The following is a 25,906-nucleotide window of genomic DNA, read 5'->3' as shown; positions in this document are numbered from 1 at the left end:
TCGGTATTTTTTCTGAAAGTGCGGTCATTTTTAGCAGTGTTTTTCTTCTTTCTTCACTTCATCCCAAAGCACATCCATTTCTACTAAGCTTGCATCTTCAAGGCGACGGTTTTGTTGTTTTAACCTCTCTTCGACTTTACGGAAGCGTTGTTCAAACTTTTGGTTAGCTTTACGTAGGCTTTCTTCTGCTTGACAGTGTATATGACGACTTAGATTTACTGTTGCAAAGAGCAAATCACCCATCTCTTCTTCAATTTTTACTTGGTCTTGTGGCTGACGTGCGAGTTCTTGTTTGACCTCTTGTAATTCCTCTTCTACCTTAGAAAAGACCGGCGCGATATTATCCCAATCGAATCCGATTTTTGAGCAGCGTTTTTGTAGTTTTTCCGCCCGCATTAAGGCGGGAAAGGACTGTGGAATATTGTCTAAAATTGACGTATGCCCAAGTGTTTTGTGTTCTTCGGCTTTCATCGCATTCCAATTTTGTAAAGCTTCTTGCTCATTTTTAGCCTGTTTATCACCAAACACATGAGGGTGGCGCCGAACGATCTTTTCGGCTACGTTTTGTACGACGTGGTCAAACGTAAATTTATTTTCTTCCGTCGCAAGTTGACTCAGAAATACCACTTGGAGCAATAAATCGCCCAGTTCTTCTTTTAGATTTTCAACATCATTTTTTTCAATCGCCTCAATGACTTCGTAGGTTTCTTCTTTTAAACAAGAAATCATGGAATGGTAGTTTTGTTTAATATCCCACGGACAGCCATTTATAGGATCGCGTAATTGGGCAATTAATTTTAAAAAGTCGTTTATTGAATAGGTCATATTTTTTGAAAATAGAGAGAAAAAGGAGACAAAATAATAACATAAAAGACATTTAGGATCTTTTTTCTAAAATGTGATCTTGCACATATTTTTTCTTGAAACCTAGTGATACTATACTGATGAAGATTAATTAACCCTGATCGGATAAGGAGTCGATTATGTATAAACATGTATTAGTTGCAGTAGATCTTTCAGAAGAAAGTCCAATTCTCTTGAAAAAAGCGGTGGGGGTTGCAAAACGCCACGATGCGAAATTATCTATTATCCATGTTGATGTAAATTTTTCGGATCTTTATACAGGGCTGATTGATGTAAATATGGTGTCAATGCAGGATCGTATTTCCAGTGAAACGCAACAAGCGTTATTACAATTAGCAGAACAAGCCGGTTATCCGATCAATGAAAAACTTAGCGGTAGCGGCGACTTAGGTCAAGTGTTGACAGATGCTATCGAACAATATGATGTTGATTTATTGGTAACGGGACACCATCAAGATTTCTGGAGTAAATTGATGTCTTCTACTCGCCAGGTGATGAACTCAATTACCATTGATATGCTCGTAGTTCCTCTTCGTGAAGAATGATTACAAAGCGTAGCCAGTTATTAAAAATATTATAAAAACCGACCGCACTTTCACGAATTTAGAGCGTAAGTGCGGTTTTATTTTCTCTATTATTAGAAAATAAAGTGTGCGGTATAAAAAGTTTTTTTATAAATTTCAAAAATATGTAAGAATACAGAGTTACTCCGTGAATTGACGGTATTTAATAAGATTTAAAAGCTAAGGCGTGTACATGAAAACAACAGCACAAATTCGACAGTCGTACCTTGATTTTTTCCATAGTAAAGGGCATCAAGTTGTAGCAAGTAGTTCTTTGGTTCCAGACAATGATCCGACGTTATTATTTACCAACGCAGGAATGAACCAATTTAAAAATGTTTTTTTAGGATTAGAAAAACGCCCTTATACCCGAGCAACTACAGCACAACGCTGTGTACGCGCGGGGGGAAAACATAACGATTTAGAAAATGTGGGTTATACCGCCAGACACCATACTTTCTTTGAAATGTTAGGTAATTTCAGCTTTGGTGATTATTTTAAACAAGATGCAATTCATTACGGTTGGGAATTTTTAACTTCACCACAATGGTTGGGCTTACCGAAAGAAAGATTATGGGTGACCGTGTACGAAACCGATGATGAAGCCTACAACATTTGGCATAAAGAAATCGGTATTCCTGCAGAGCGTATTATTCGTATTGGCGACAACAAAGGAGCGCCTTATGCGTCGGATAACTTCTGGCAAATGGGCGATACCGGTCCTTGCGGTCCTTGTACTGAAATTTTCTACGATCATGGTGATCATATTTGGGGTGGCCCTCCGGGTTCTCCTGAGGAGGATGGTGACCGCTATATTGAAATCTGGAACATCGTGTTCATGCAATTTAACCGCCATGCTGACGGCACAATGGAGAAACTTCCAAAACCGTCTGTGGATACCGGTATGGGGTTGGAACGAATCAGTGCCGTATTGCAACACGTCAACTCCAACTATGATATTGATATTTTTAAAACCTTAATTGCCAAAGTGGCAGAGTTAACCGGCGAGAAAGATTTAGCCAATAAATCATTACGTGTTATTGCCGACCATATTCGTTCTTGCGCTTATTTAATTGCTGACGGTGTGGTTCCTTCCAATGAAGGGCGTGGTTATGTCCTTCGTCGTATTATTCGTCGCGCAGTACGTCATGGGCATTTACTCGGTGCAACAGAAGCATTCTTCTACAAACTCGTCCCAACACTGATTGATGTGATGGCAGAGGCCGGTGAAGAAGTGAAAAAACAGCAAGCGACAGTGGAAAAATTCTTGCGCTTGGAAGAAGAACAATTTGCTCGCACATTAGAACGTGGTTTGACTTTGTTGGATGAAGCGTTAGCCAATGTAAAAGAGAATGTTTTATCCGGTGAAGTGGCCTTTAAGTTATATGATACCTATGGTTTCCCATTAGATTTAACCGCAGATGTTTGCCGTGAGCGTGGTATTGCCATTGATGAAGTAGGTTTCGAGCGTGAAATGGAATTGCAACGAGTTCGCGCACAATCTGCAAGTCAATTCGGCATGGACTATAACAGTGTAATCCGTGTTGACGGGACAACCCGTTTTGAAGGATATACCGAGTCAGAAACACTGGCAAAAGTGACCGCACTTTTCCATGAGGGAAATCCGGTGGAATCGATTTCAGCCGGTCAAAGTGCAGTGGTTATTTTAGATAATACGCCATTCTATGCGGAATCAGGTGGTCAAATTGGTGATATCGGCCGTTTAGAAGGCAATGGTTTTTGTTTTGACGTAAAAGACACTCAAAAATATGGTCAAGTGTTTGGTCATATTGGTGAGCTTACCCAAGGTAGTTTATCTGTTGGGCAGTCTGTAAATGCAGTGGTTGACGATGTTCGCCGTCAACGTATTTCGTTAAATCACTCCGCAACACACTTGTTGCATGCTGCATTACGTCAAGTATTAGGTGAACATGTCGCGCAAAAAGGCTCACTTGTTTCCGATACGTTGTTACGTTTTGACTTTGCTCAACATGAAGCAATTAGCAAAGCACAATTAGCTGAAGTTGAACGTATTGTGAACCAGCAAGTGAGAGCAAATAATCCAATCCAAACTGACATTATGGAGTTGGAAGCCGCAAAAGCAAAAGGTGCTATGGCGTTATTCGGTGAGAAGTATTCCGAACAAGTTCGTGTCTTAACGATGGGTGATTTCTCTATTGAGTTGTGTGGTGGTATTCATGCAAAACGTACGGGAGATATCGGATTATTTAAAATCGTCACAGAAACTGCTGTGGCAGCAGGTATTCGTCGAATTGAAGCGATTACCGGTGAAACTGCGATTGAATGGTTACAACATCAACAAACTTTATTGAATCAAAGCGCTGAATTACTGAAATCGGACGTTAATTCCGTTACGGATAAGATTTCTCTGTTGCAAGATAAATATAAGAAAGTTGAAAAAGAGTTACAAACATTAAAAGAAAAAGCTGCACTTCAGGCTGGTAATGACTTGGCGAAAAGTGCGGTCGAAATTAATGGTGTTTCTGTGATTGTGCAGCAGCTTGATGGTATTGAAGCGAAGTCTTTACGCGCAATGGTTGATAGCCTGAAAAATCAGTTAGGCTCTGCCGTCGTGGTGTTTGCTTCCGCGTTGGATGAAAAAGTTAACTTAATTGTTGGCGTAACTCAGGATCTAACCGCCAAAGTAAAAGCCGGTGAGCTCGTGAATTTAATGGCTCAACAAGTCGGTGGTAAAGGCGGTGGTCGCCCGGATATGGCGATGGCCGGTGGTACTGAACCACAAAATATCAACAAAGCATTATCTGTTTGCTCTGATTGGTTAAAAGCAAATTTGTAATCTTTGTTTCTTGTTAATTAATTATGGGTACTTATGATTTCATGAGTGCCAAAGTACAAAGTATTGTTTAATGTTTGATAGGGATGTTGGAAGCAAAATAGGGAAGTTGGAAATAAACTATAAAAGGTGAGGAGTTTATATGCTGATCTTAACCCGTAAAGTTGGCGAGAGCTTGCTCATCGGCGATGATGTTTCTATCACGATTCTCAATATACGAGGCAACCAAGTAAAAATTGGCGTGCAAGCCCCCAAGGATGTTTCTGTTCATAGAGAAGAAATTTACCAGCGTATTCATCAAGCGAAGGATGAAAACAAAGCATAGTAGCAAATTTCATTTTATGGACAATTAAAATGGAGTAGTTATGAGTAAATTGACTTGCTTTAAAGCTTACGATATCCGTGGTCGCTTAGGCGAAGAGTTAAACGTGGATATTGTTTATCGTATAGGTCGTGCATTTGGGCAGTTTTTGAAGCCTAAAACCATTGTCGTTGGTGGAGATGTTCGTTTAACGAGCAAAGAACTAAAAAGTGCGGTAACAAATGGATTATTGGATTCCGGAGTTAATGTAATTGATTTAGGTGAAACGGGGACAGAGGAAGTCTATTTTGCTACGTCATTTTTGAAAACCGATGGCGGTATTGAAGTTACCGCAAGCCACAATCCAATGGATTACAACGGACTTAAATTAGTACGTGAAGGTTCCCGTCCGATTAGTGCAGATACTGGCTTGGCGGATATTCAACGTTTGGCAGAAGAGAATAATTTTCCACCAGTGATTCAACGTGGTGAATATAAACAGCTTTCCGTGCTAGGCGATTACGTTGAACACTTGTTGTCCTACATTAATTTGGCACAGTTGAAGCCTTTAAAGTTAGTGATTAACGCCGGTAATGGCGCGGCAGGACACGTTATTGACGCAATTGAAGCTCAATTTAAAGCAAAACAAGTGCCGGTCGAGTTTATTAAGGTTCATAACAATCCGGATGGGACATTCCCACATGGTATTCCTAATCCTTTATTGCCGGAAAACCGCCAAGATACGATTGATGCTGTTTTGGCAAATCAAGCGGATATGGGAATTGCCTTTGATGGTGATTTTGACCGTTGTTTCCTATTTGATGAACACGCGAATTTTATCGAAGGCTACTATATTGTCGGCTTGTTAAGCCAAGCGTTCCTGCAAAAAAATAAAGGCGCGAAAATTATTTATGATCCGCGTTTAATTTGGAATACGGTGAAATTAGTAGAAGAAAATGGCGGCGAGGCTGTTATGTCTAAATCAGGTCATTCTTTCATTAAAGAGAAAATGCGTGCAGTAGACGCAATTTACGGCGGTGAAATGAGCGCACACCATTATTTCCGTGATTTCTTCTATTGTGATAGTGGTATGATCCCATGGTTGCTTGTGATGGAACTTGTTTCTGTTACCGGTAAATCATTAGGTGAGCTAGTGAACAATAGCGTGAATACCTTCCCGTCTCCAGGCGAAATTAACAGCAAATTAGCCGATGCGAAAAGCGCCATTGCACGTGTACGTGCTGCGTATGAAAAAAACGCTGTTCGCGTTGATGATATTGACGGTATTAGTATTGAATATCCAAATTGGCGTTTTAACCTGCGTTCATCAAATACCGAGCCGGTGGTTCGTTTGAACCTAGAAACCCGTGGTGATAAACAACTGATGGCGGAAAAAACCGAAGAGATTTTGGCATTACTTCGCCAGTAAAAACACATAAAAAACTTACCGCACTTTTCCGAAGAGAGAAGTGCGGTCTTTTTATATAAGGAAAATAGACATGAAAGCAATTATTCCTGTTGCCGGCTTAGGCACACGTATGTTGCCTGCAACAAAGGCGATTCCAAAGGAAATGTTAACGCTGGTGGATAAACCACTTATTCAGTACGTTGTAAATGAATGTGTTGCCGCGGGCATCAAAGAAATTGTGTTGGTTACCCACTCTTCCAAAAATGCTATCGAAAACCATTTTGATACCTCTTTCGAATTGGAAACGATGTTAGAAAAACGGGTAAAACGTCAGCTCTTGGAAGAAGTTCGTTCTATTGTGCCAAAAGATGTCACCATCATGCATGTTCGCCAAGGGAATGCGAAAGGCTTGGGTCACGCCGTATTATGTGGTCGTCCGTTAGTTGGAGATGAGTCTTTTGCGGTGATCTTGCCAGATGTGTTATTAGCGGAATTTTCTGCGAACCAGAAAAAAGAAAATTTAGCAGCAATGTTAAAACGTTTCAATCAAACGAAAGCCAGCCAAATCATGGTAAGTCCTGTTGCAGCGGAAGCTGTCAGCAGCTACGGTATTGCTGACTGCGGCGGTGTTGAAATTCCACCGGGAGAAAGTGCGAAAATTAATAGCATTGTGGAAAAACCAAGTGTTGATGAAGCGCCATCTAATCTAGCAGTTGTGGGACGTTATGTGTTCTCTGTGGCTATTTGGGATTTGTTGGAAAGAACACCGATTGGTGTTGGTGATGAAATTCAATTAACCGATGCGATTGATATGTTAATTGAAAAAGAAACTGTCGAAGCGTTCCATATGACCGGCGTTTCTTACGATTGCGGTGATAAAATTGGTTATATGAAAGCCTTCGTAGAATATGGTTTGCATCACAATAAACTGGGTGGTGAATTTAAATCTTATTTAAAAGATTTAGTAAAAACATTTTAATTTTGTTGAATAAAAAGGCATCGATAAGATGCCTTTATTTTTTCTATTTTTAGCGCTGGAAATCTAGCAGTCTTCACGGCTAGATTGTTATTTTTATTATTTTTTATTAGAATATCTCGACAATTAATAAGGTTATTTTAGGAATCAATTATGGCGGATTGGAACGGACAATATATCAGTCCTTATGCGGAACACGGTAAAAAAAGCGAACAAGTTAAAAAGATTACAGTATCTATTCCGATTAAAGTGCTTGAAATTTTGACCAATGAACGTACCCGTCGCCAAATTCGTAATTTGCGTCACGCCACCAACAGTGAACTGTTATGCGAAGCATTTTTACATGCTTTTACAGGTCAACCTTTGCCAACAGATGAAGACCTGTTAAAAGAACGTAGTGACGAAATTCCGGAAGAAGCGAAAAAAATTATGCGCGAGTTGGGCATTGATCCGACACAGTGGGAATATTAATTTTTTCACTTCGCATTTTTCGTTTTGCCATCTGCTTTTCTGCTATGATAGAACAAATTATTTTTACTTATTTGTTCTATTATGCGAATACCTCGAATTTATCATCCAACTTCTCTTAATTCACTTACCTCCTGCGCACTTTCTGAAGATGGTGCCAACCATGTCGCTCGTGTTTTGCGTATGCAACCGGGCGATCAACTTGAACTTTTTGATGGCAGTAACCATATCTATCAAGCTGTCATCAATGCGATCACGAAAAAATCCGTTGATGTCGATATTTTGAGTCGTCAGTTAGATGATCGTGAAAGTCCACTTGCGATCCATTTAGGACAAGTGATTTCCCGTGGGGAACGCATGGAATTTACTATTCAGAAATCCGTTGAACTGGGTGTGAATGTCATTACGCCTCTGTGGTCGGAACGTTGTGGCGTGAAATTAGACGGTGAACGCATGGAGAAAAAAATTCAGCAATGGCAAAAAATTGCGATTGCTGCCTGCGAACAGTGCGGACGGAATACCATCCCGGAAATTCGTCCGTTAATGAAATTACAACAATGGTGTGCCGAACCGGATGACGCACTCAAATTAAATTTACATCCAAGAGCCAGTTATTCCATTCGTACTCTGCCGGCAATCTCTAAGGCGGGGGTTCGCTTATTAATCGGTTCGGAAGGCGGTTTGTCCCCACAAGAAATTGCACAAACCGAGGAACATGGCTTTGTGGAAGTCTTATTAGGAAAACGTGTATTACGCACTGAAACCGCAGCGATGGCGGCAATTACCGCCTTGCAAGTGTGTTTTGGTGATTTAGGATAGAGAAAAACGAAATATGATGGATTTACAAGATCATCTCTTGATTGCAATGCCGAATTTAGATGACAGTTATTTTTACCGCTCGGTGATTTATATCTGTGAACATAATGAAAAAGGTTCTATGGGATTAGTGTTAAATCAACCGACAGATTTAAGTATTGCGGAGCTGGGCGCCAAGATGAATTTCATGATGGTCAGCAACCGCACTTATAGCGATAAGTTGGTGCTTGCCGGTGGACCGGTCAATGTCGATCGTGGTTTTATTTTGCATACTAATACTCATGAGCCTTTTGATCACAGTTATCGGGTGAACGACAACCTCATGCTGACGACTTCAGCGGATGTCGTGGATACTTTCGGCACGCTATTGGAGCCGGAAAAATATTTGGTAGCACTTGGTTGTGCGAGTTGGGAACCGAATCAGTTGGAACGGGAAATTATGAATAACTCTTGGTTAGTTGTACCAGCAACCGAGCAGATTTTATTTGATTTGCCGTACGAAGAGCGCTGGCTTGCAGCAAACCAATTGTTAGGTATTGATTCCCATAATTTTGCCGGTCAGGTAGGGCACAGTTAATGGGCATTACGGTTATCGCCTTTGATTTCGGCACAAAAAGTATCGGTTGTGCGGTCGGGCAAAGTATTACCGGCACGGCGCAATCCTTACCCGCATTCAAGGCGCAAGACGGTATTCCAAACTGGGAAGCCATTGAAAAGTGTATTCAAGATTGGCAACCTGAACGACTTGTGGTGGGGTTACCATTGAACATGGACGGTACGGAACAGCCGTTAACTTTACGGGCAAAAAAATTTGCTAACCGCCTTCATGGGCGTTTCAATTTGCCGGTGGAGTTACAGGACGAACGCTTAACTACCACAGAAGCCCGTAGCGAAATTTTTGGGCGGGGCGGTTATCGAGCTTTGAATAAAAGTAAAGTGGACGGTATTTCTGCTTGTTTAATATTGGAAAGTTGGTTTGAGCAATACTGTGAATAAATTGCTTTAAAAAAACACATAAAAAAATCACCGCACTTTTTATCTTTCAACAAAAAGTGCGGTGTTCTTTTAGCGCGTTTTAATAACCGCGATGGTTATTAATTAAGCTTGACCTTTAACCGCTTTCAAGCCTGGGAACGGAGCAGGTGTACCTGCGCGTTCTAATGCTTCTTCGATACGGATTAATTGGTTGTATTTCGCAATACGGTCAGAACGGCTCATAGAACCGGTTTTGATTTGACCTGCTGCGGTACCCACGGCTAAGTCAGCAATAGTCGCATCTTCGGTTTCACCTGAACGGTGAGAGATCACAGCAGTGTAACCAGCATCTTTCGCCATTTTAATCGCAGCCAAGGTTTCGGTTAAAGAACCGATTTGGTTGAATTTGATTAAGATGGAGTTTGCGATACCTTTTTCGATACCTTCTTTTAAAATTTTAGTGTTAGTTACGAATAAGTCGTCGCCCACTAATTGAACGCGGTCGCCTAACACTTTAGTTTGATATGCAAAACCTTCCCAGTCTGATTCATCTTGACCGTCTTCGATAGACACGATTGGGTATTGTTTGGTTAATTCTTCAAGATAGTGTGTGAACTCTTGAGAAGTGAATGAACGGCCTTCGCCTTTCATTTCATATTTGCCGGTTTCTTTGTTGTAGAACTCAGAAGATGCGCAGTCCATTGCTAAAGTCACGTCTTTACCTAATACATAACCTGCTTTTTCTACCGCTTCTTTGATACAGGCTAACGCGTCTGCGTTAGAGGCTAAGTTAGGTGCGAAACCACCTTCATCACCAACTGCGGTGCTCATGCCTTTAGATTTTAATACTTTCGCTAAGTTGTGGAATACTTCCGCACCGATACGAAGTGCTTCACGTAAGGTTTTCGCACCAACCGGTTGAATCATGAATTCTTGGATATCAACGTTGTTGTCTGCGTGCTCACCACCGTTGATGATGTTCATCATTGGTAATGGCATAGCGTAAACGCCTGGTGTGCCGTTAAGTTCAGCGATGTAAGCGTAAAGTGGTAAACCTTTAGACGCTGCGGCTGCTTTTGCGTTTGCTAAGGATACCGCTAAGATGGCGTTTGCACCGAAGTTAGATTTGTTGTCAGTGCCATCTAAATCGATCATGATTTGGTCGATTTCAGCTTGGTTAGACGCATCTTTACCAAGAATTGCTTCGGCAATTGGTCCGTTTACTGCGGCAACCGCTTTTAATACGCCTTTACCTAAAAAACGGGATTTGTCGCCGTCACGTAATTCTAACGCTTCGCGAGAACCGGTAGATGCTCCTGATGGCGCTGCTGCAAGACCGACGAATCCGCCTTCTAAATGGACTTCGGCTTCCACTGTTGGGTTACCACGGGAGTCGATAATTTCACGACCAATGACTTTAACGATTTTTGCCATTTTATTTTCCTCATTAAGTTAATTAAAACGGGTTAGTTTGCTCTAAAAATGTCGGTATCATAAAGCTATTTTGTTCCTTTGTCTTGCAAAAACTACAGACAATTTGATTTTGCTCTATGTTTTACTGCGTCTGAAGTGCGGTTCAATTTTAAGATGAATTTTTCGAGATGGTGCGCCATAAATTTGAACGAAAATAGCCCGTTATTCGACAAAATATTGCTGTAAATTTTTCACCGCACGTTGCCAGTCTTGCGCTTTGGTTACAGCAGAAATCACGGCAATGCTACCGACTCCTGTGGCCAAAATATCGGGGAAATGTGAGGCACTAATACCGCCGATTGCGACAGTCGGCATTTTACCTAAGTTTTTTACCTGTGCAGCTAAATTGGTAATACCTTGAGGGGCGGAAGGCATGTCTTTCGTTTGCGTCGGGAAAATATGCCCGAGGGCAACATAGGAAGGGCGCAACGGTAACACCAGATCGACTTCTTCTTGATTGTGGGTGGAAACACCGAGACGCAGTCCTGCTTGTTGGATGGCGTTTAAATCCGCTGTGAGCAAATCCTCCTGCCCAAGATGGACGCCATAAGCCTGATATTTAATCGCTAACGACCAAAAATCATCTACAAATAACCGCACTTGATGTTGTTTGGCTAAGGCAATGCAACGGGCGATTTCCTCTTCTGCTTGTTCCGGCGAGCGATCTTTAATGCGAATTTGCAAGGTTTTCACGCCGGCATGAATGAGCCGTTCAATCCATTCGTAACTGTCCACGATGACATACAATCCCAACTTAAATTCGGTGGGCGCAAAAGGCGCTTTAGGCGGGATGATTTCTGATAAATGAGACACAGCTTCCGACATGGCAATCTCCGGTAAGGTAAATAAAAGGTAGCTTGTGCGGAAGGTGTGATGAAATGCAAATTGCTAATAACTTGTTCCCTGCGCGGGGATTAATCCACAGGTTCCACGGATCTCGCGTTCATTGCGATCTCAGCCTTCCGGCACTCCGACAAGAGGGTTCTCAATATAGTGAAAGGCAAGAGGCAGAACAAGAGCAAAGGCCATTTTTTGTGAAGTGGATCACGGCGAGAAAATAAAAAAGTGCGGTCAAAAATCCAAGTGTTTTTCTGACCGCACTTTCATTTCAATTTTTCAGAAAGCCGTTAGTCGGATTTTTTCTGATTGGTTTTTGCCGCTTTCACAAAGCCTTCGAATAACGGGTGACCATCACGTGGCGTAGAGGTGAATTCCGGGTGGAATTGGCAAGCGACAAACCAAGGGTGGTTCGGCACTTCAATGATTTCCACCAGTTTCTTATCGGCGGATAAACCGGTCACTTTTAAGCCTGCTTTTTCGATTTGCGGAAGCAATACGTTATTGACTTCGTAACGGTGACGATGGCGTTCTTCAATGGTTTCAGCCCCGTATAATTGACGTGCTAAGCTGCCTTCAATTAAATGGCATTTTTGTGCGCCAAGACGCATGGTGCCACCTAAATCGGATTCATCACTGCGGACTTCCGTATTGCCTTCTGCATTTTGCCATTCGGTGATTAAACCTACCACCGGTTGAGGACAAGTGCGGTCGAATTCGGAAGAGTTTGCCTGGGTCATGCCGGCAACATTACGGGCGAATTCGATGAGCGCCACTTGCATCCCTAAGCAAATACCTAAATAGGGAATGTTGTTTTCGCGGGCATATTTGGCGGTGAGGATTTTGCCTTCCACACCACGATAGCCGAAGCCGCCTGGTACTAAAATACCGTCTAAGCCTTTTAAGATGTCGACGCCTTTGGTTTCTACATCTTGTGAGTCGATGTATTTAATATTTACGCTCAAGCGATTTTTCAAACCGGCGTGTTTTAAGGCTTCGTTTACGGATTTATACGCATCCGGCAATTCAGTGTATTTGCCCACCATACCAATGGTGACTTCGCCTGTCGGATTGGCTTGTTGATACAACACTTGTTCCCATTCGGACAAATCTGCTTCCGGGCAAGTTAGGTGGAAGCGATTGCAAATGAAATCGTCCAATCCTTGAGATTTTAAAAGTGCCGGGATTTGGTAAATAGAAGACACATCTTTCAGGGAAACCACCGCGCGTTCCGGTACGTTACAGAATAACGCAATTTTGGCGCGTTCATTTGGTGGAATCATGCGGTCGGAACGGCAAATCAGCACGTCCGGTTGAATCCCGATGGACAACAATTCTTTCACGGAATGTTGTGTTGGTTTGGTTTTGACTTCGCCGGCGGTCGGAATATAAGGAACAAGCGTTAAGTGCATGAAAATCGTGCGTTCACGTCCCACTTGTACGGCAAGTTGGCGCAAGGCTTCCAAGAATGGGAGGGATTCAATATCGCCCACTGTGCCACCTACTTCTACGATGGCCACATCATGCCCCGCTGCGCCATCAATCACGCGTGCTTTAATTTCGTTGGTAATGTGTGGAATCACTTGAATGGTCGCGCCTAAATAATCTCCGCGACGCTCTTTGCGTAACACTTCGGAATAGATTTTACCGGTCGTGAAGTTGTTACGTTTGGTCATTTTGGTACGAATAAAACGTTCGTAGTGACCTAAATCTAAATCGGTTTCCGCGCCGTCTTGGGTCACGAAAACTTCACCGTGCTGGGTCGGGCTCATGGTGCCCGGATCGACGTTGATATAAGGGTCGAGTTTCATGATCGTGACGTTCAAGCCACGCGCTTCTAAGATTGCCGCAAGGGACGCTGCTGCAATACCTTTACCAAGCGAAGAAACCACGCCGCCTGTGACGAAAATATAATTGGTAGCCATAAGAAACCTGTTTGTTGCTATTGGAATGAATGGAAAAATTAGAATAAAGATAATCTATCAAGACGGGAGCCTAGTTTACAACAAAGGTCCGATGAACTCAATCGCCGCGCTTGCGGATTTGACAGAAAGTGCGGTGGAAAAATATCACACTTTTTTTATGTTTTATTACGAAATTCGCTATTTTTGGTGTAAAATCCGCCGACTTTTTATAACAAAAGAGAAATTTATTATGTTTTCACGTAAAGATATTGTTGTTTTAGGTATGATGATTTTTGCCCTGTTTTTAGGTGCAGGAAACATCATTTTCCCACCTATGGAAGGCTACACTGCTGGGCAACATTGGGCAACAGCGGCATTAGGTTTTGTTGTGACCGGTGTGTTAATGCCATTTATCACCTTAGTGATTGTGTCTGTTTTAGGACGTGGCGAAGAACTTACTCGCGACCTACCAAAATGGGCGGAAATTTTATTTTTAGCCACCTTATATTTAGTGATTGGTTCTACGTTTGCGATGCCGCGAATTACCAACGTAGCCTATGAAATGGCGTTGGTGCCGTTAGAGATTGTCTCGGATACACCGGCAAATCACCTGATTTTTGCCGTAGTCTTTAACATTATTGCTATGTTATTCATGCTAAAACCAAACACCATTATTTCCAGCGTAGGCAAATTTATGACCCCGGCGTTATTGGTGTTATTGGTGGTGGTCACTGTGACAGTCTTTATGTCGCCATTGTCTGACATTGCCGCACCAAGCAAAAGTTATGCGGACAGCTCCGCGTTGACCACCGGTTTAATTAGCGGTTATCAAACCATGGATGTCTTAGCGGCAATTGCTTTCGGCGGCATTGTTGCACGTGCGTTAAGTGCGAAAAACGTCACTGAACCGCAAAAAATCATGCGTTACACCATTTCTGCGGGCTGCATTTCAGTGGTTTTATTAGCCGCACTTTATTTTTCCCTTTTCTATCTTGGTGCGACCAGTGACCAAGTGGCGCAAGGCGCTAGCAACGGCGGTCAAATTTTCTCTCGTTATGTAAACGTGTTATTTGGCAAAGAAGGTTCTTGGATTATGTCCGGTATCATCTTCTTGGCAAGTTTAACCACCTTAGTGGGCGTGACCAGTGCTTGTGCTTACTATTTCGCTAAATTCTCCAACCGCTTACCGTACGCCTTTTGGGTGGTGGTATTTACTATCATGACGACCATCATTTCCGAAAACGGCTTAACGAAATTATTACAAGTAACTATTCCTGCATTGTTATTAATTTATCCGGTGGCAATCATGTTGGTGGTATTGCAATTCGTCCGTGCTAAATTGCCACGTGTGAAATTAACCTATAACGCCACGATTGCGGTCACCGTGTGTTTTAGTCTGTGCGACAGCTTAAATAACGTGGGATTATTGTCTGACAGCGTGAAACAATTCCTTGGCAATTTCCCATTATATGATAATGGCTTGGCGTGGTTAATTCCGGCGTTAGGCGTGATGTTCTTGACCATGTTGGTTGGTAAACGTGCAAAATAGTTTTCAAAGACAACAAAAAACCACCTTTTCGGTGGTTTTTTGTTTGGGTTTAATAATAAGAATGTTCGCCGCGTTGGTGTTCCGTCACATCTTTTGCGCCTTTTAATTCATCCGGGAAGAGGCTGATTAATTGTTTTTCTACGCCGTCTTTCAAGGTGACATCCACCATGGAGCAACCGTTGCAACCGCCTCCGAATTGTAGAATCGCATAGCCGTCATCGGTGATTTCTAATAAGGTGATTTTACCGCCGTGACTTGCTAATTGAGGGTTGATTTGAGTTTGAATGACGTATTCCACGCGTTCGATTAACGGCGCGTCGTCTGCCACTTTGCGCATTTTAGCGTTTGGTGCTTTTAAGGTGAGTTGTGCGCCTAATTCTTCCGTGACATAGTCGATTTCTGCATCTTCCAAAAATGGCAGACTGATGTCATCCACAAAGGCAGAAAAGGTGTCGTATTTCATTTCGGTATCGCTTGCTTCCACCGAATTGGGTGGGCAGTAAGACACACCGCACTCGGCACTTGGCGTACCGGGATTGACAACGAAAATACGAATGTTAGTGCCTTCTTCTTGCTGATCTAATAAACGGCGGAAATGTGCTTGTGCTTCCGCTGAAATGGTAATTTGTTGCATAACGCTCCCACAATAAAACCTAATTAAATTTGTCGGATATGATACGCTTCATGCGGTTTTTTTTCCACCTTTTGGTGTAATAAAAAATACCGCTGCCTTATCATGCGTTTTATGTTCGCGCCAATCCCCACACTTGAATATGTGTAACATTCGCTTTGCGTAATAGCTTGGCGATTTCGTTTAACGTCGCGCCGGTGGTGATCACATCGTCTATTAAGGCAACGTGACGATAAGGAAAATCTCGGGCTTTAGCGGAAAGTTGAAACGCATTTTTGAGATTTTGTCGTCGATCTTTAGCACTAAGGCCTCGTTGAGTCGGTGTACGTTTGGCACGGATGATTAAGTCGTTTTTGGCGGGTATCTTAAGCCATGAGCTCAGTTGGTGCGCCAATAAATCTGCTTGGTTATATCCCCGTTGCCATTGTCGAACATGATGTAACGGCACGGGCAGGATCACCTCAGGCAAAGGCAATTGATGATTTCGTCGAGCTTCGCGGATGGCCAAATACAACAGGCGTGCTAAAGTGCGGTCGAGTTGAAATTGTTTTTGAAATTTAAAGCGATGAATCAGCGTGGAAAGCGGTTCGTTGTAACGACCTATAATCACCATGCGATCCCACGCCGGTTCCTGCTGTAAACAGTTGCCACAATGCAAGGCATTTTCCATCAGCTCTGAGCCACAGCAACCGCAATAAGGAAAACGCCGAATCGTTCGATTACAACGGCTACATAAGCCATGTTTGGCTAGTTTAAGAGGCGCATGGCAATGCACGCAGCTGGATCGAAAAACGTTCATAAAAGCGACCGCACTTGATTAAGAAAACCGGCACATCATAAAGTGCGGTGCTTTTTTTCGTTGTTTTTTTGCCCGATTTTAGGATCTGCCTCGCAAAAATGCTAAAATCAGGCAACATTTCTGCCAGACACTGAATTTAATAGAAGAGAAAAAACATGAGCATTCCGAATTATCGAGACCAAATCAAAGTGGTCTTTTTTGATATCGATGACACGTTGTTTATGAAACAACGTGATTTTCTGCCGGCAACGGTGCCTGTGTTTATGCGTAAATTGAAAGAAAACGGCATTATTCCTGCCATTGCCACAGGGCGTACTCGTTGTGCTTTCCCGCATAAATTAAATCAGGTGATTGAGCAGGAAGGCATTGATTTATTTGTGACCATGAACGGGCAGATGGCAAGTTATCGTGGGCAAGTGATTGAGAAACATGTGATTCCAACGGAAAAAATTCGCCGTTTGGTGCATTTTTTTGAGCAACATAATATGCCTTATGCGTTTGTCGCGGATCATACGGTGGCAGTTTCAGAGCGGAATTCAGTGGTGCAGTTCGCGATGGATCCGATCTTGAAAGATTATATTGTGGATAAAACCTTTTTTGAAACAAATGATATTGGCCAAGTTCTGCCGTTTTATCGCGCAGAGCATGATGAATTGGTGCAAAATTCAGGCGTATTAGATGGCTTGCGCGTGGTGCGTTGGCATGAAGATTCTGTGGATTTATTCGATGCAGAAGGTTCAAAGGCTCGCGGTATTCAAGCGGTGGTCAAACACTTGGGACTACAAATGGACAATGTCATGGCGTTCGGCGATCAGTTAAACGATTTGGAAATGTTAAGCACCGTGGGCGTAGGTGTGGCGATGGGCAATGGCAATGAAAAACTCAAAGCGATTGCCGATCATGTGGCGGAACCGCTTGATCAAGACGGCATTTATCGATTCCTTATCAAAGCCGGATTAATTAACGAATAAAAAATAACGCGCTGAAAAGCGCGTTTTTTATATCTTTAGTCAATCGCATAACCTTGCGGTGGTAAGCGGTTGCCGTCTAAATAGGCATGATTGTCGATTAACCTGAGTCTTCCCTCAGCAAACCATTTTATTGCCAACGGATAAAAACGAATTTCTTGTTCTTTGACCCGTTGCTCAATATCTGCAATATCATCTTCGGCAAAAATAGGCACTTTGGCTTGTAACACAATGGCGCCGCCATCAACTTCTTCATTGACAAAATGAATGGTCATGCCGTGTTCCGTCTCACCGGCTTCGATTGCCCGTTGGTAGGTATGCAGCCCAGGATATTTGGGCAATAAAGAAGGGTGAATGTTGAGAATTTTTCCCGCAAAGCGTTGGGTAAATTCCGCCGTGAGGATTTTCATGTAGCCGGCCAGCACGATTAAATCCGCGCCGAGATTGTCGATTTCATCGGCGATATGGCGATCCATGGCGAGGTTGTCGGCATAATCGCTACGTAAAAAAGTGCGGTGAAAAATACCCGCACTTTTTGCCCGTTGCAGTCCAAAGGCATCCGCTCGATTGCTGAATACGCCAACGACTTCACCGTCAATATAGCGCGATTCACAAGCATCAATAATCGCCTGTAAATTCGCACCATAACCGGAAATAAGAACAACGATTTTTTTCATTAACGAATAACAACTTGCGGTTCGTTTTCATCAGCGAGATGTTGAATATCCCCGACGACCCAAGCGTTTTCACCAGCCTGTTGTAGCAGACCTAGTGCGGTTTCCACGTCTTCTTGCGGCAATGCAATCACCATACCCACGCCACAGTTAAACGTGCGATACATTTCGTAGTCGGTGATATTGCCTTGTTGTTGCAACCAATCAAACACCGCAGGCCATTGCCAGCTGTTTTCATTGATCACCGCTTTGACGCTGTTTGGTAACACGCGCGGGATATTTTCCCAGAAACCACCACCGGTTAAGTGAGCGATAGCGTGAACATTTACGTGTTTGATTAATTGCAGAATGGATTTCACATAGATTTTTGTCGGTGCCAGTACATGGTCGGCTAATGGACTGCCCTCTAACTGTGCTTCAGCTGGATTCACACCGGCAACATCAATCACTTTGCGAATTAAAGAATAGCCGTTAGAGTGTGGGCCACTAGAAGCGAGGGCGATTAACGCATCGCCAACTTTGACTTGACTGCCATCAATGATTTCCGATTTTTCCACCACGCCGACGCAGAAACCGGCAAGGTCGTAATCGCCTTCGTGGTACATGCCCGGCATTTCAGCCGTTTCGCCGCCCACTAAAGCACAGCCGGATTGTTCACAACCATTTGCAATGCCTTTAATGACGTTGGCGGCAACATCTACATCCAATTTGCCTGTGGCATAATAATCCAGGAAGAATAACGGTTCGGCACCTTGTACCACCAAATCGTTTACGCACATTGCCACCAAATCGATACCGATACTGTCGTGACGATTTAAATCAATGGCTAAACGCAATTTTGTGCCGACACCGTCAGTACCTGATACCAAAATCGGCTCTTTATATTTAGACGGAATGGCACAAAGTGCGCCGAAACCGCCTAAACCGCCCATCACTTCAGGACGAGTGGTGCGTTTCACTTCTGGTTTAATGCGTTCAACTAATTCATTACCTGCATGAATATCCACGCCGGCATCTTTATAACTTAAGGATTGTGTACTCACGATGGCTTCCCGTTAATGATGACTAAATTAATTAGGGCGCCATTGTACACGCTTACGCAAACGTTTGCGATACGTGTAAAGAATTTTTCTCCGAAAGCCGGCTTTCAATTAGCTATTGAATAAGAATTGTGCCAAAATGAAAGGCATAGGAATAGTGCCCTTTGGCGTGAATAAGGAGTCTAATATGAAAAAAACGTTTGTATTTTTAACCGCACTTTTATTGGCTGCTTGCTCTTCCTCGCCTTCAACCAAGCCGGCGTTAAATTCACAAGTCAATGCGAAAGCGCAGGGCGATGTGCCGCTTGTTCCGCCAAAAGAAACGAAAAACGGCTTTTTACAACTTGTGCCGGGTATTTTTTATTATGTGGACACCAATTCCGTTTGGGTGGATAACAAGGACAAACGCCTGATTCATTTTGATGTGGTGATTAACTTGGACAAAGGGTTATATGTATTCAAAGATCATCCGACGCTTTATGCCAAATCCATGCGCCAATATAAAATTTTAAATTGTGAGAGTCACTATTTCACCCACGTGCGCAGCGATTTCTACGCTGATTTTTGGGGTGACGGTATTCGCACCGCGCCGAAACGCCAATCTCAACATACTATCGCGTTACAGCCACAATCTTCCCTTTATACGTTAGGGCAAGTGATGTGTGCGAACATGTACCGTCGGAAATAAGAAAAGAAAAAGTGCGGTGGATTTTGACCGCACTTTCTGTCATCGAGATAACAAAAAAGCCATTTAGCGTTCACTAAATGGCTTTTGTTTTTTTATGTTTTATTGTTTTGCTACAATTTTGCCGTCAACATAATCCACGCTAATCGGTTTTTCCGGTAATAAACTACCGGAAAGGATTTGTTGCGCTAACGGGTTCTCAATTTCTTGCTGAATCGCACGTTTTAACGGACGCGCGCCGTAAATCGGGTCATAGCCGATTTCGCTAATGAAATTGAGGGTGGCATCCGTAAAGTGCAACACATAGCCACGGCTTTCCATGCGGTTGATTAAGCGTTTTAACTGAATTTCCGCAATGGCGCGAATGTTGTCTTTATTCAACGGATGGAACACCACGGTTTCGTCAATTCGGTTAATAAATTCCGGACGGAAATGTTGGCTCACCACAGACATCACTAACGTCTTCATGTCGTCGTAGCTTTCTTCTTGGTTGCCTTGAATCAAATCGGAACCCAAGTTAGACGTCATGATTACCACCGTATTGCGGAAATCCACGGTTCTGCCTTGTCCGTCGGTTAAACGGCCGTCATCCAACACTTGCAACAAGATGTTGAACACATCGTGGTGCGCTTTTTCCACTTCGTCGAGCAAAATCACAGAATACGGGCGACGACGTACGGCTTCGGTTAAATAGCCGCCTTCTTCATAGCCCACATAACCCGGAGGTGCGCCGACCAAGCGGGACACGCTGTGTTTTTCCATGAATTCGGACATATCAATACGCACCATGGCATCTTCGCTGTCGAATAAGAATTTCGCCAAGGTTTTACACAATTCGGTTTTACCCACACCGGTTGGCCCTAAGAACAAGAAGGAACCAATTGGGCGATTTGGATCGGAAAGACCGGCACGACTACGACGAATGGCGTTCGCCACGGCATCCACGGCTTCGTTTTGCCCGATAACGCGTTTGTGCAATTCTTCTTCCATGCGCAAGAGTTTTTCTTTTTCACCTTCCATCATTTTGGAGACCGGAATGCCGGTGGCGCGGGAAAGCACTTCAGCAATTTCCTCGTCGGTAACACGATAGCGTAATAGGCTCATTTCTTTGCCTTCCGCACCTTCTGCTGCCGCTAATTGTTTTTCCAATTCCGGAATTTTACCGTATTGCAATTCGGACATTTTGCTCAAATCACCAGCACGACGGGCTTGTTCCATTTGGGTACGGGCGTTTTCCAATTCAGCTTTAATGTGTTGGGTGCCCGAAAGCGCGGCTTTTTCAGATTTCCACACTTCTTCTAATTCAGCGTATTCCCGTTCTTTTTCCGATAATTCTTTTTCTAACATCTCCAAGCGTTTGCGGCTGGCATCGTCATCTTCTTTTTGTAACGCCTGTTGTTCCAATTTGAGTTGGATAATACGGCGATCCAAGCGATCCAACGGCTGTGGTTTGGAGTCGATTTCCATCCGAATGCTGGATGCGGCTTCGTCGATCAAGTCGATGGCTTTATCCGGTAACTGGCGATCGGAAATGTAACGATGGGACAATGTTGCCGCTGCCACAATAGCCGGGTCGGTAATTTGCACGTGGTGATGGATTTCATAACGTTCTTTTAAGCCACGCAAAATAGCAATGGTATCTTCCACGCTTGGTTCGCCCACAAACACTTTTTGGAAACGACGTTCAAGAGCCGCGTCTTTTTCAATGTATTGGCGATATTCGTCTAACGTAGTCGCGCCTACACAATGCAATTCACCGCGTGCCAAACTTGGTTTTAACAAGTTGCCCGCATCCATGGCACCATCGGTTTTACCCGCACCCACCATGGTGTGAATTTCATCAATAAATAAAATGACACGGCCTTCTTCCTGCGCCAATTCTTTCAAAACGGCTTTCAAGCGTTCTTCAAATTCACCGCGATATTTTGCGCCGGCGATTAACGCGCCCATATCAAGTGAAAGTACGCGTTTATTTTTTAAACCTTCCGGCACTTCGCCGTTCACAATACGTTGTGCCAACCCTTCCACAATGGCGGTTTTACCCACGCCAGGTTCACCGATAAGTACCGGGTTATTTTTAGTACGGCGTTGCAACACTTGGATGGTGCGACGGATTTCTTCATCACGCCCAATCACCGGATCCAATTTGCCGCTTTCCGCGCGGGCAGTTAAGTCGATAGTATATTTTTCTAAGGCTTGGCGGCTTTCTTCCGCATTTTGGTCATTCACGTTTTGTCCTCCACGAATATGATCGATGGCTTGTAAAATTTGGTCTTTTTTCGCACCGCACTTTTTCAGTATTTCGCTGACGGCGCCTTTTTCTTCTAAGGCGGCAAGTAAAAAGAGTTCGGAGGAAATAAATTTATCCTGCCGTTGTTGCGCCAATTTATCGCATAAATTCAAAAGGTTAAGCAACTGACGGGAAAGTTGTACATCACCGCCATTGCCGGACACTTGCGGAAGTTTGGCAAGTTCGTTGTTGAGTTCGTTGCGCAACGCGGCAACATTCACACCGCTTGCGGTTAGAATCGGTGCCACCGAACCGTCTTGTTGATTTAACAAGGCACTCAATAAATGCACCGGTTCAATAAATTGATTATCCTTGCCAATCGCTAAAGATTGCGCTTCAGCAATGGCTTGTTGGAATTTGGTCGTAAATTTTTCAATATTCATAAGTATTTCCTTCTTCGTTCCATGGATGTTCTGTTGAACATTTGTTCGCCAAATTTAAATAAGATCGTTTTGAGGGATTTCAAGAGAAAAAATGAAAAAATTTAGTCTTGCCGATTAATTAGTAGAAACTTGATTGGCGTGATTTATTTAAAAAACACACCGCACTTTGGTGATTGATGGAGAATCCCTTTGGAGCAGGGCGGGGTCTTTCGACATATAAAAGAATGGCAATCAAATACCACCCAGAGTTTCAATCCCTTTGGAGCAGGGTGAGGTCTTTCGACAGGTTTAAATCGTATTTTAGCGCCCATTAAACGCATTTCAATCCCTTTGGAGCAGGGCGGGGCTTTCGACAAATGAACGAAATTAATATCAATATCCCATATTCGTTTCAATCCCTTTGGAACAGGGCGGTGTCTTTCGACTGCAAATGCTTGATAGCCGGCAAAGCGGTGATAAGTCTTAATCCCTTTCGAACAGGGCGGTGTCTTTCGACACAATAATGGATAAGGTTTATTTAGCACTTTACAAGTCTTAATCCCTTTGGAACAGGGCAAGGTCTTTCGACTGATTTCTGAAATCGAAGCGAAATTAAAGGAGAAGTCTTAATCCCTTTGGAACAGGGCAAGGTCTTTCGACGGTGAACCTGCTAGACTCGAGAAGCTTGAGTAGTCTTAATCCCTTTGGAACAGGGCAAGGTCTTTCGACTGCGGGGGTGGTTTAGTGCCTTGATGGATAAGGCTTGGGAGGATCGGTTCCCAATTTTTTCCCTCACGCGAAAAGTAGGGTATGAATTTGATTAAATGTTGAACGTTTTTACTCATTTTCTTTTTAATCTTTGTTCAAAGTGCGGTGATAAAAAACGACGTTTTTTATATGACTTTTGTTCGCTATTTTACCTCAGTTTCTCCACATTTTCACCTCTGTTATAACGTTAAACTGATGGGTAATGCTGTCCAAATAATGCCTTGGGGCAGGCTCGCTTTTCCTAAGCGCCATTGAGAGCACTTATGGGGTAAGGGGTAAATTCGGAGATCATCTTCTTTTTTATGGAAAATCTGCATAACCTCCGTTAAGCATTGTGTTAACAATTTTTCTGAACCTTCAAATAAGAAAATACTGTATTGAATTGGGGTGGCATATTTGGTCATGCGGCGATGAATACGCTGGAGACGTTTGGGGTCGGCAATGTCGTAACCAATAAGGTATTGCATTATTGTTCCCTCCTAAAATTGGAAAATCACGTCTTGTAGCATGGTTTGTTGATTAAAATAATAGCGTCCTAACAGACCTTGCCATTGTCGTTCGTTAATGCCGGAAAAGGTTTGCCATTCACTTTCACGGCGTTGTGGTGAGCTGATAAAATCAGCTTGTTTAATGAGATTAACAATGTCTAAACTGTTCTCTGTGAGCATTTTGCGCCAATTTCCGACCGCACTTTCATAGCTTTTATAAAATTCTACACGCCCTGCTTTCCCTAAAAAGCAGCCCTCTTGTGTTGTAGAGAAAGACTCTTCGCGTAAAATGTTTTGGCGAAATAAGCCTAAACACCAGTTATCAATTAAAGGACGTAACGGTTCAATGAGATCACAGGCGAGGGATTCTCGACCAAAATCAAGGGCGTGATAAAAGCCGATATATGGATCAAGCCCTGCGCCATAGGCTGCGAGTACGGCTTCTGAATGGATGAGTGTGTAGGTGAGGGATAAGCCGGCATTGAACGGATCCCGTGGTGGACGGCGGTTTCTGCCTTGAAAGCGTAATGCCGGAGGAAGATAAAGACTTAATGCGGTGAAATAAACGGAGGCGGCTCTGCCTTCAATACCACGCAATGAGGCGAGGGTTGTCTGTTCATTGATTTTGCCAATCAGTTGATCCAATTCGCCGGCTTTTTCTGCCAATTGGCTTTTTTTATCCGCGCGAGCATTACTTGCCTGCCAAAGCCAATTTTTTTGTGTGACTAATTTGAGTTGCATGAGTTTTTTCGCAAACGCTAAACAGAAAGATTCATTTTTTGCCAGTTCATATTGGTTTAAACGACGGGTGGCATCATTGTGCGGTTGAGCCAAAAAGAGTGTGGGGGTATTTTTTCTGCCGGAAAGAAAAATAATGCCAATGCCCTTTTCTCCCAATTTTGCCAACAATGAGGCTTGTACGGTGACATAGCTTTTTAAATAAATGCGTTCTATTGGCGCAAGGGGAATGGTGCCGACGCGTTCACCATTTTCATAACACACTAAGGCTTCGCCATTTAATTTGATTTCGGTGCCTTTTCTATCAATATATAAGCTCGACATAATGCCTCCTAAACGAGTAAAAATGGGGAATTTGATTGCAATGTAGCTTTGCCGAATAGCAAAGGTTCGATGTTATTTGGAATTCTAAAAATAAATACACGATCGTCAGAGGCGTCAATTAATGCATTTACGTCTTGTTGGAATGCGATCATTTCATGTTCTGTTAGCCAACATTCATAGAAAGATTTTTGTCCGCCAATGGCATAGGCCTCGACGTGTTTATGCATTTGATAAAGTCGATGAGAATCAGCAATATCATAGGCGATCAGGTAGCGACTCCGACGAGTATCCATAACCCTTCTCCGATTTTAGAATGGAATAATATGCTTACAGCAATTTGGGCAAGCCTGAAATCCAAGCATTTCTAATAGGTTTTCCGAAATATTAAACCCTTCTTTTTCAAAGTGCTGAAAATGAAATGCGAGAATACGGGCGCAGATTCTTCTTTTTTGTTCATATACTTTCTGCATAGATTCACGTTCCGTCTCAGAAAGTTCAGAATCATCTTTAGTACTCAACCATGAGCGACGGGACAATAAGCCTGAAATCTGTTCTTTTTTAATGAAATTCTTAAAAATATCAATGAGTTCATTGATTTCATCAATAAGCTGTTCAACAGTGATGTTTACGCACTCTACACCGCTATTTTCACGGATTTCCGGTAAAATGTGATTTTCTAGCAATTCATCAAGCTCTTCGCTTAAGTTAAATTTCTCTTTTAACTTACGTGCGAAAACTTTCGGTTCAATAAGACCGGCTTTATTACCATAACGATCCTTATTATCAATAAAAAATTGACGATATTCCTTGCATAGAGAAGGCTCAAGAGAATATGGAATTCTGATGTTATTGAATTCTTTTGTTAAATTCGGGCAATGACGATCCGCATGATATGCAGGCACACTAAGTTTATACACCCAGTTATTTTCTTTGTGTTTGATTTGTTTAAAAATCACATTCTTATTAATATTAGAAATATTGCGGAATAAATGATCGCTGATGATGAGCATTTCACGCTCATTTTTTGCAAAATAGCTAAGATCAAGATCAAATAGATCGAGTTTGTAACTTGAGAAAAAGCCTGTTTTTTCAATAGTAGGAATATCAATATCTAACTTACAGATAATGTTTTTATAATAATTATGTTTAGTGATATAGAACATTTTTATTTATACCTTTCGTGTTTCAAT

The 25,906-nt window shown here is 42.8% G+C and carries 25 protein-coding genes and 1 riboswitch; of the genes, 12 read left to right on the top strand and 13 right to left on the bottom strand.

Annotated features, from left to right (window positions below; translation table 11 throughout):
* Positions 1-30 precede the first annotated feature (30 nt).
* The gene (mazG, locus tag DQN58_RS01525) at positions 31-825 is read right to left on the bottom strand and encodes a nucleoside triphosphate pyrophosphohydrolase (protein ID WP_006719627.1); all 795 of its coding nucleotides are present in this window, start codon (positions 823-825) and stop codon (positions 31-33) included.
* Between the two features lie 158 nt (positions 826-983).
* Here mazG and uspA point away from each other — a divergent pair, with 158 nt between their 5' ends.
* The 9 genes from uspA to ruvX all read left to right on the top strand — a co-directional run bounded on the left by uspA (position 984) and on the right by ruvX (position 9,207).
* Positions 984-1,409, top strand: a complete 426-nt coding sequence (uspA, locus tag DQN58_RS01520) for a universal stress protein UspA (RefSeq protein ID WP_006719626.1) — start codon at positions 984-986, stop codon at positions 1,407-1,409.
* A gap of 211 nt (positions 1,410-1,620) precedes the next feature.
* Positions 1,621-4,245, top strand: a complete 2,625-nt coding sequence (gene alaS, locus DQN58_RS01515) for an alanine--tRNA ligase (RefSeq protein ID WP_006719624.1) — start codon at positions 1,621-1,623, stop codon at positions 4,243-4,245.
* 139 nt (positions 4,246-4,384) lie between these two features.
* Positions 4,385-4,567, top strand: coding sequence for a carbon storage regulator CsrA (csrA, locus tag DQN58_RS01510; protein ID WP_006719623.1), 183 nt, complete (start codon positions 4,385-4,387; stop codon positions 4,565-4,567).
* 40 nt (positions 4,568-4,607) lie between these two features.
* Complete coding sequence (locus DQN58_RS01505; RefSeq protein WP_006719621.1) at positions 4,608-5,972, top strand: phosphohexomutase domain-containing protein; 1,365 nt, start codon at positions 4,608-4,610, stop codon at positions 5,970-5,972.
* A gap of 70 nt (positions 5,973-6,042) precedes the next feature.
* On the top strand, positions 6,043-6,930 hold the full coding sequence (galU, locus tag DQN58_RS01500) for a UTP--glucose-1-phosphate uridylyltransferase GalU (RefSeq protein ID WP_006719620.1): 888 nt from the start codon (positions 6,043-6,045) through the stop codon (positions 6,928-6,930).
* Between the two features lie 150 nt (positions 6,931-7,080).
* On the top strand, positions 7,081-7,398 hold the full coding sequence (gene metJ / locus DQN58_RS01495) for a met regulon transcriptional regulator MetJ (RefSeq protein ID WP_006719619.1): 318 nt from the start codon (positions 7,081-7,083) through the stop codon (positions 7,396-7,398).
* Positions 7,399-7,479: 81 nt separating this feature from the next.
* Positions 7,480-8,214 (top strand): 16S rRNA (uracil(1498)-N(3))-methyltransferase, encoded by a 735-nt coding sequence (gene rsmE, locus DQN58_RS01490; protein WP_032998019.1) that lies wholly within the window; start codon positions 7,480-7,482, stop codon positions 8,212-8,214.
* 16 nt (positions 8,215-8,230) lie between these two features.
* On the top strand, positions 8,231-8,788 hold the full coding sequence (locus DQN58_RS01485) for a YqgE/AlgH family protein (protein WP_032998018.1): 558 nt from the start codon (positions 8,231-8,233) through the stop codon (positions 8,786-8,788).
* Positions 8,788-9,207 carry a Holliday junction resolvase RuvX gene (gene ruvX / locus DQN58_RS01480; RefSeq protein WP_006719581.1) on the top strand — a complete coding sequence of 140 codons (420 nt, stop codon included), beginning with the start codon at positions 8,788-8,790 and terminating at the stop codon, positions 9,205-9,207. The genes DQN58_RS01485 and ruvX overlap by 1 nt, the downstream gene beginning before the upstream one ends.
* 102 nt (positions 9,208-9,309) lie before the next feature.
* Here the strand turns inward: ruvX and eno are convergent, their stop codons facing one another.
* From eno to pyrG, 3 genes are all read right to left on the bottom strand, one after another.
* On the bottom strand, positions 9,310-10,620 hold the full coding sequence (gene eno, locus DQN58_RS01475) for a phosphopyruvate hydratase (RefSeq protein WP_006719580.1): 1,311 nt from the start codon (positions 10,618-10,620) through the stop codon (positions 9,310-9,312).
* Positions 10,621-10,821: 201 nt separating this feature from the next.
* Positions 10,822-11,484, bottom strand: a complete 663-nt coding sequence (thiE, locus tag DQN58_RS01470) for a thiamine phosphate synthase (RefSeq protein WP_006719579.1) — start codon at positions 11,482-11,484, stop codon at positions 10,822-10,824.
* Positions 11,485-11,542: 58 nt separating this feature from the next.
* A riboswitch (TPP riboswitch) is annotated at positions 11,543-11,642 on the bottom strand.
* Positions 11,643-11,786: 144 nt separating this feature from the next.
* Positions 11,787-13,421, bottom strand: a complete 1,635-nt coding sequence (gene pyrG, locus DQN58_RS01465; RefSeq protein ID WP_006719578.1) for a glutamine hydrolyzing CTP synthase — start codon at positions 13,419-13,421, stop codon at positions 11,787-11,789.
* A gap of 25 nt (positions 13,422-13,446) precedes the next feature.
* Between pyrG and brnQ the strand changes: the two genes are divergently transcribed.
* Entirely contained in the window at positions 13,447-14,949 is a 1,503-nt protein-coding gene (brnQ, locus tag DQN58_RS01460; RefSeq protein ID WP_006719577.1) for a branched-chain amino acid transport system II carrier protein, read from the top strand.
* A gap of 49 nt (positions 14,950-14,998) precedes the next feature.
* Here brnQ and nfuA read toward each other — a convergent pair whose 3' ends face one another.
* Positions 14,999-15,583, bottom strand: a complete 585-nt coding sequence (nfuA, locus tag DQN58_RS01455) for a Fe-S biogenesis protein NfuA (protein ID WP_006719576.1) — start codon at positions 15,581-15,583, stop codon at positions 14,999-15,001.
* Positions 15,584-15,692: 109 nt separating this feature from the next.
* Positions 15,693-16,379 (bottom strand): phosphoribosyltransferase family protein, encoded by a 687-nt coding sequence (locus DQN58_RS01450; RefSeq protein ID WP_032998016.1) that lies wholly within the window; start codon positions 16,377-16,379, stop codon positions 15,693-15,695.
* Positions 16,380-16,534: 155 nt separating this feature from the next.
* Between DQN58_RS01450 and DQN58_RS01445 the strand changes: the two genes are divergently transcribed.
* Complete coding sequence (locus tag DQN58_RS01445) at positions 16,535-17,350, top strand: Cof-type HAD-IIB family hydrolase (RefSeq protein WP_006719573.1); 816 nt, start codon at positions 16,535-16,537, stop codon at positions 17,348-17,350.
* Positions 17,351-17,385: 35 nt separating this feature from the next.
* Here the strand turns inward: DQN58_RS01445 and purN are convergent, their stop codons facing one another.
* Positions 17,386-18,024, bottom strand: coding sequence for a phosphoribosylglycinamide formyltransferase (gene purN, locus DQN58_RS01440; protein WP_006719572.1), 639 nt, complete (start codon positions 18,022-18,024; stop codon positions 17,386-17,388).
* The gene (purM, locus tag DQN58_RS01435; RefSeq protein WP_006719571.1) at positions 18,024-19,064 is read right to left on the bottom strand and encodes a phosphoribosylformylglycinamidine cyclo-ligase; all 1,041 of its coding nucleotides are present in this window, start codon (positions 19,062-19,064) and stop codon (positions 18,024-18,026) included. The genes purN and purM overlap by 1 nt, the downstream gene beginning before the upstream one ends.
* Positions 19,065-19,248: 184 nt before the next feature.
* Between purM and DQN58_RS01430 the strand changes: the two genes are divergently transcribed.
* Positions 19,249-19,749, top strand: coding sequence for a surface-adhesin E family protein (locus DQN58_RS01430; protein WP_032998013.1), 501 nt, complete (start codon positions 19,249-19,251; stop codon positions 19,747-19,749).
* A 99-nt stretch (positions 19,750-19,848) separates the two neighbouring features.
* Here the strand turns inward: DQN58_RS01430 and clpB are convergent, their stop codons facing one another.
* From clpB to DQN58_RS01405, 5 genes are all read right to left on the bottom strand, one after another.
* Complete coding sequence (clpB, locus tag DQN58_RS01425; protein WP_006719569.1) at positions 19,849-22,419, bottom strand: ATP-dependent chaperone ClpB; 2,571 nt, start codon at positions 22,417-22,419, stop codon at positions 19,849-19,851.
* 926 nt (positions 22,420-23,345) lie between these two features.
* Positions 23,346-23,633 (bottom strand): CRISPR-associated endonuclease Cas2, encoded by a 288-nt coding sequence (gene cas2, locus DQN58_RS01420; RefSeq protein ID WP_006719568.1) that lies wholly within the window; start codon positions 23,631-23,633, stop codon positions 23,346-23,348.
* Between the two features lie 12 nt (positions 23,634-23,645).
* Complete coding sequence (gene cas1 / locus DQN58_RS01415; protein WP_006719567.1) at positions 23,646-24,716, bottom strand: CRISPR-associated endonuclease Cas1; 1,071 nt, start codon at positions 24,714-24,716, stop codon at positions 23,646-23,648.
* 8 nt (positions 24,717-24,724) lie between these two features.
* Positions 24,725-25,009, bottom strand: a complete 285-nt coding sequence (gene cas2, locus DQN58_RS01410; protein ID WP_006719566.1) for a CRISPR-associated endonuclease Cas2 — start codon at positions 25,007-25,009, stop codon at positions 24,725-24,727.
* Between the two features lie 15 nt (positions 25,010-25,024).
* On the bottom strand, positions 25,025-25,879 hold the full coding sequence (locus tag DQN58_RS01405; protein WP_006719565.1) for a hypothetical protein: 855 nt from the start codon (positions 25,877-25,879) through the stop codon (positions 25,025-25,027).
* Between the last annotated feature and the right edge of the window lie 27 nt (positions 25,880-25,906).

Origin of the sequence: Aggregatibacter segnis ATCC 33393, assembly GCF_900476035.1 — a bacterium.
GTDB classification, from domain to species: Bacteria; Pseudomonadota; Gammaproteobacteria; order Enterobacterales; family Pasteurellaceae; genus Aggregatibacter; species Aggregatibacter segnis.
The sequence above is the reverse complement of the archived record's forward strand: the minus strand, read 5'-3'. Positions and strand labels throughout refer to the sequence as shown.